This is a genomic window from Aquabacterium sp. (assembly GCF_004297345.1).
Classification (GTDB): domain Bacteria; phylum Pseudomonadota; class Gammaproteobacteria; order Burkholderiales; family Burkholderiaceae_C; genus Aquabacterium.
In genome coordinates this window covers 1-5,284 of sequence record NZ_SCTN01000079.1, presented here as the reverse complement: position 1 = coordinate 5,284, position 5,284 = coordinate 1, and the positions used below count along the sequence as shown (strand labels likewise).

Below are 5,284 nucleotides of genomic sequence, written 5' to 3'. Positions count from 1 at the left end.
CAACGCTCTCAGCCGCAGCCACACACAGCTGCCCGTGTCCGTCTACTTCGACGAGTTGCTTTACAAGCAGGAGCTTGAGCGCATCTTCCAGTCCGGTCCTCGCTACCTGGGTCACGCCCTGAGCGTGCCCGAGGTTGGCGATTACTACGCACTGCCCCAGGAACTTGAAGGCCGCGCCCTCGTGCGCTCGCCCGACGGCATCCAGTTGATCTCGAACGTGTGCCGCCATCGTCAGGCGGTCATGCTCAAGGGCCGTGGCAACAGCCGCAACAACATCGTCTGCCCCCTGCACCGCTGGACCTACAGCCACCAGGGCGAGCTGATCGGTGCGCCGCACTTCGACCACGATCCCTGCCTGAACCTGAACAACTACAAGGTTCGCGACTGGAACGGCCTGCTGTTCGAAGACAACGGCCGCGACATCGCCGCGGATCTGGCCGGTATCGACGCGCGCTTCAAGCCCGGCGGTGACCTGGACTTCAGCGGCTATGTGCTGGACAAGGTCGAGCTGCACGAGTGCAACTACAACTGGAAGACCTTCATCGAGGTCTATCTGGAGGACTACCACGTCGGCCCCTTCCACCCCGGCCTGGGCAACTTCGTGACCTGCGATGACCTGCACTGGGACATGGCCAAGGAATACTCGGTACAGACCGTGGGCGTGGCCAAGTCTTTCGACAAGCCGGGCTCGGATGTCTACAAGAAGTGGCGCGAAGTGCTGCTCAACTACCGTGGCGGCGAAAAGCCCAACCAGGGCGCGGTGTGGCTGACCTACTACCCGACCATGATGGTCGAGTGGTACCCGCATGTGCTGGTCGTCTCCAACATGTACCCGCAAGGCCCCCAGAAGACGCTCAACGTGGTGGAGTTCTACTACCCCGAAGAGATCGCCGCCTTCGAGCGCGAATTCGTGGAGGCACAACAAGCTGCCTACATGGAGACCTGCATCGAAGACGACGAGATCGGCGAGCGCATGGACGCCGGCCGCAAGGCCTTGTACGCACGCGGCGACAACGAAGTCGGCCCCTACCAAAGCCCGATGGAAGACGGCATGCAGCACTTCCACGAGTGGTATAGACGCACGATGGCCTTCAAGGACTGAAGCCGAAAGCACAAGTGCACCATCCGAAAGCCGCCTCGCCAGGCGGCTTTTTCATGCCCCAAGATGTACCCATGAAGCCCCGCATCTCACCCTACGCCCAGATGGTCCTGGCGACCTTGCTGTTCGCCTGCATGGGCGTGTGCGTGAAGCTGGCCTCGGCGTACTTCGGCACAGCCGCCGTGGTCAGCGCGCGTGGGCTGGTTGGCGCCATCATGATGGCCGCCATCGCGTGGGGATCTGGTGCGAGTCTGCAGACCAAGGTGCCCATGCTGCACCTCAAGCGAGGCTTCGCCGGCGTGTTCGCGCTGTCGCTGTGGTTCTATTGCATAGGCGCCTTGCCGCTGGCCACAGCCGTCACGCTCAACTACATGTCATCGGTCTGGATGGCAGCGTATCTGCTGATCCGCTCCGGTCTGCTGGGCGGAGCCAAAGTCGATCCACGCTTGATCATCGCCATTCTTGTCGGCTTCCTTGGCGTAGGCCTGGTGCTGCATCCCACGCTGGCACGCGATCAGATCGCGGCAGGCCTGGTCGGCATCTTCTCAGGCATCCTGGCTGCCATGGCCTATGTGCAGGTCACGGCACTGGGCAGGGCTGGTGAAACAGAAGTCCGCGTGGTCTTCTACTTCTCACTCACGGGCACCGTACTCGGCGCGCTGATCTGGCTGATTCCAGGTCAGGCCAACCACACCGCCTTGCCAGGCATTCCCCTTGGCGCCTGGGCAGCACTTATCGGCGTCGGCGTCTTTGCCACCATCGCCCAATTGCTGATGACGCGTGCCTATGCGCAAGGCCGCATGCTGGTCAATGCCAGCCTGCAATATCTTGGCATCGTGCACGCCAGCGTGTTTGGCATGCTGGTCTTCGGGGAAAAACTCAGCCTGGATGGCGTGATCGGCATGGCACTGATCATTAGCGCGGGCATCGTGTCCACGCGGCTCAAGCCCAGCGACAAACCAGCCTGAGCAGGCCAAGGCGGCCTGCTCACAGCGCCACACTCAATGTGGCTCGTGAATCCCGTGCACGATCGAGGCGATCATCAACAGGCCCGCCGCCAGCCAGAAGATCTGCAGCAGCGTGTCGCGGCCATTGAGGCGCTTTTGCAATTGCGGGATCAGATCGGCCACAGCCACATACACAAAGCTGCTGGCCGCCACCACCATCATGTAGGGCAGGTATTCCTTGAACGGTCCGATCAGGAAGTAGCCCAGCAAGCCCCCGACCACCGCTGCCATGCCCGAGATCATGTTGTAAACCAGGGCACGGATGCGTGAGAAGCCTGCATTGATCAGCACGATGTAATCGCCCACCTCCTGCGGGATCTCGTGCGCAATGATGGCCAATGAGGTCACGAAGCCCAGGTGCGGATCAGCCAGGAAGGACGCGGCAATCAGCACGCCATCACAGAAGTTGTGGATGCTGTCACCGACCAGCACACTCCAGCCACCTCGGCCTGCCTGCTCGCGGTCAAAGTGATGGTGGTGATGATGGCCGTCGTGCTCGTGATGATGGCCGTGGCGGTACAGCTCGGCCTTTTCCAGCAGGAAGAAGAAGAGCAAGCCGCCCAACAGTGTCAGGAACAGACCTTGAGGATCCTTGCCCGATTCGAAGGCCTCCGGCAACACGTGCAGCAAGGCTGTACCCAGCAGCACGCCCGTGGACAAGCTCACCAGATGGCGAACGATCAGGCCCAGCAAAGGTGCCGAGAGCGCTGCTGCAAGCAGCACCGAAATCAGACCGCCCACGAAGGTAGCGGTCACGATGTAAGTCAAAGTCATGCGTCGATCTTAGCAATCATGTCAATACAGCCTTTTCGAAAGGCCGTTTCGTCACGCAAAGCGGAGAGAATAGGCCTCATGGACAAGCTCATCGCCAAGACAAGCAAGCCCCAGACACCGGGTCTGGACAACAGCCGCTTCCCCAACCTGCTGGCCGCCATCGACATGGGCTCCAACAGCTTCCGGCTTGAACTCGCCGAGTTGGTCAAGGGCCGCTACAAGCGCGTGGACTACCTCAAGGAAACTGTGCGCCTGGGCGCCGGCCTGGATGCACGCGGCATGCTGACGGAAGAAGCCACCCAGCGAGGCCTGGCCTGCCTGGCGCACTTCGCGATCAAGCTCAAGGGCTTCGCTCCCTGGCAGGTACGGGCCGTGGCCACGCAGACCTTGCGCGAGGCCCGCAACCGCGATGCCTTTTTGCAACGTGCCGATCGCGTGCTGGGACACCCGATCGAAGTGATTGCCGGCCGTGAAGAAGCCCGTTTGATCTACCAAGGTGTTTCGCGCCTGCAGCCGAGTGAATTGCCTCGCCTGGTGATCGACATCGGCGGCCGCTCTACCGAGATGATCCTGGGGCACGGCCGCACGCCGCAAAAAGCCGAATCCTTCGGTGTGGGCAGCGTGAGCCTGTCCATGCAGCACTTCCCGCAGGGCAGGTATACCGCCGAGAACTTCCGTGCCGCGCAAATCGCCGCAGGCGCTGAACTGGAAGAAGCCTTGACCCTGTTTGGGCGTCATCTGTGGCAAGAGGCCCTGGGCTCCTCCGGCACCGTGGGCGCCGTGTCTCAAATCCTGGCAGCCAACGGCATCACCGACGGCTGCATCACACCCGAATCCTTGCGCTGGTGCATCGAGCAATGCATTGCGGCGGGCTCCTCGGAAAATCTGAGCCTGCCCGGCCTCAAGCCAGAGCGCAAGGCAGTGCTGGGCGGTGGGCTATCGATTCTCTACACGCTGTCCCAGCACTTCGATATCGAGGTGCTGCGCCCCGCCAAGGGCGCCTTGCGTCAAGGCGTGATCTTCGATCTGGAAGAGCGGCTGGAGGCGGCCCGTAACCACCGCCTACCCGATCCACGCGACACCTCTGTGCGCGAACTGCAGCAACGCTTCCGCGTCGATGCAGCCCATGCTGATCGCGTCAAGGCACGCGCCTTGTCACTGTGGCAAAGCCTGGAAGAGCCTGCTGCCAGTACCGATGGGGAAGACGCCCGCGAACTGGGCTGGGCCAGTGCCCTGCATGAGATCGGCATGATGGTGTCCCACCACGACCACCATCGTCACAGCTCTTACCTGCTGGGTCATGTGGATGCGTCGGGCTTCTCGCAATCGCAGTTGCGCAAGCTGGCCGCCCTGGTGCTGGGGCAACGCGGCGAGCTGATCAAGCTGGCCGAACACCTGCATGACACGGCCCTCATGTCCCAGGTGCTGTGCCTGCGACTGGCCAGCATCCTGCATCACTCGCGCATCGACCTGCCCGAGAAGGTGGCCACGCTGCAGCGCGTTCGCGGCGGCCGCGCCCGACTGCATCTCAACCGCAGATGGGCCATCCAGCATCCACGCACGATTCACCTGCTGGATGAAGAAACCCGCCGATGGGCGGGTCAGGGGGATCGTCAACTGGAGATCGTGCTGGCCTGAACGGCACAGCTGGCCAGCGCGTGGACTTACTTGAGGCCCAGTGCCTTCTTGTAAGTCCGCGCCCACATCGGGTGCCCAGCCTCCGCCTTGCTCAAGGCAAATGAAGGATCAGCGGCCTTGGCAGCCTTGAACGCGGCAGCACAAGGCGTGTCGCGCTTGGTCGTGCAATAGATGAAGGCCAGATGCTTGTTGGCATTGGCCACATCAGCAGGCACTGACAAGCCACTTTGCAGCGCCGTCTTCAACTGCGTCTCGGCCATCTTGTATTGGCCCGCTTGATAAGCCTTCAGGCCATCAGCCAGCGCCATATCGGCGGCAGACGGCTTCTTGACAGCAGGCTCTTCCACCGCGGGCGCTGGCGCAGACGCCACAACGACCGGCGGAGCAGGTACTGCCGCCGTTTGGGCCGTGTCATAGCCCTTCGTGGACGAACAGGCCGACAAACCAGCGGCCACCACAACCAGAGCAACCGGCATCACTGCCGAGCTCCACCCCCAACCCTTGCGGGTAACGCTTTCAGACTTCATGACTCAGCGATCTTGATTTTCAGAATTGATGCTTCACGTGCACGACCTTGTCGGCGCGCACCTCGATAGTCTGCCGGAAATCAGGCGAGTCACCGTTACGAATGGTGATCGCATGCGCACCTGGTGGAAGACTGAGTTGGGTCAGTGGTGGCGCCACCCCGACAGCACGACCGTCCACCAGCACTTCGCCCCAGGGGCTGATGGCCAGTTTCAAGGTGCCGTTCGCCACAGGCGCTGCC

The 5,284-nt window shown here is 62.1% G+C and carries 6 protein-coding genes; 3 read left to right on the top strand and 3 right to left on the bottom strand.

All coding sequences use genetic code 11. The annotated features are described in order from the left end of the window. Positions 1-1,102 (top strand): aromatic ring-hydroxylating dioxygenase subunit alpha (locus tag EPO09_RS02345; RefSeq protein ID WP_290639775.1); only part of this gene is annotated, 1,102 nt, incomplete at its 5' end. A 71-nt stretch (positions 1,103-1,173) separates the two neighbouring features. Continuing rightward, positions 1,174-2,067 carry a DMT family transporter gene (locus EPO09_RS02340; RefSeq protein ID WP_290639773.1) on the top strand — a complete coding sequence of 298 codons (894 nt, stop codon included), beginning with the start codon at positions 1,174-1,176 and terminating at the stop codon, positions 2,065-2,067. 33 nt (positions 2,068-2,100) lie between these two features. Here the strand turns inward: EPO09_RS02340 and EPO09_RS02335 are convergent, their stop codons facing one another. Then, positions 2,101-2,880 (bottom strand): ZIP family metal transporter, encoded by a 780-nt coding sequence (locus EPO09_RS02335; RefSeq protein ID WP_290639771.1) that lies wholly within the window; start codon positions 2,878-2,880, stop codon positions 2,101-2,103. A 165-nt stretch (positions 2,881-3,045) separates the two neighbouring features. Between EPO09_RS02335 and EPO09_RS02330 the strand changes: the two genes are divergently transcribed. Continuing rightward, positions 3,046-4,518 carry a Ppx/GppA phosphatase family protein gene (locus EPO09_RS02330; RefSeq protein WP_290639777.1) on the top strand — a complete coding sequence of 491 codons (1,473 nt, stop codon included), beginning with the start codon at positions 3,046-3,048 and terminating at the stop codon, positions 4,516-4,518. A gap of 26 nt (positions 4,519-4,544) precedes the next feature. On the opposite strand, the gene EPO09_RS02325 is transcribed toward EPO09_RS02330, so the two are convergent. Together EPO09_RS02325 and EPO09_RS02320 are read right to left on the bottom strand one after the other, a co-directional pair. Then, entirely contained in the window at positions 4,545-5,045 is a 501-nt protein-coding gene (locus tag EPO09_RS02325; protein WP_290639770.1) for a TssQ family T6SS-associated lipoprotein, read from the bottom strand. 19 nt (positions 5,046-5,064) lie between these two features. Continuing rightward, positions 5,065-5,284 (bottom strand): PEGA domain-containing protein (locus tag EPO09_RS02320; RefSeq protein WP_290639768.1); only part of this gene is annotated, 220 nt, incomplete at its 5' end.

Bases quoted from the DNA above. Each gene is read 5' to 3' on its own strand.
- EPO09_RS02340 (WP_290639773.1), top strand. From the start codon at position 1,174: ATGAAGCCCCGCATCTCACCCTACGCCCAGATGGTCCTGGCGACCTTG.
- EPO09_RS02335 (WP_290639771.1), bottom strand. From the start codon at position 2,880: ATGACTTTGACTTACATCGTGACCGCTACCTTCGTGGGCGGTCTGATT.
- EPO09_RS02330 (WP_290639777.1), top strand. From the start codon at position 3,046: ATGGGCTCCAACAGCTTCCGGCTTGAACTCGCCGAGTTGGTCAAGGGC.
- EPO09_RS02325 (WP_290639770.1), bottom strand. From the start codon at position 5,045: ATGAAGTCTGAAAGCGTTACCCGCAAGGGTTGGGGGTGGAGCTCGGCA.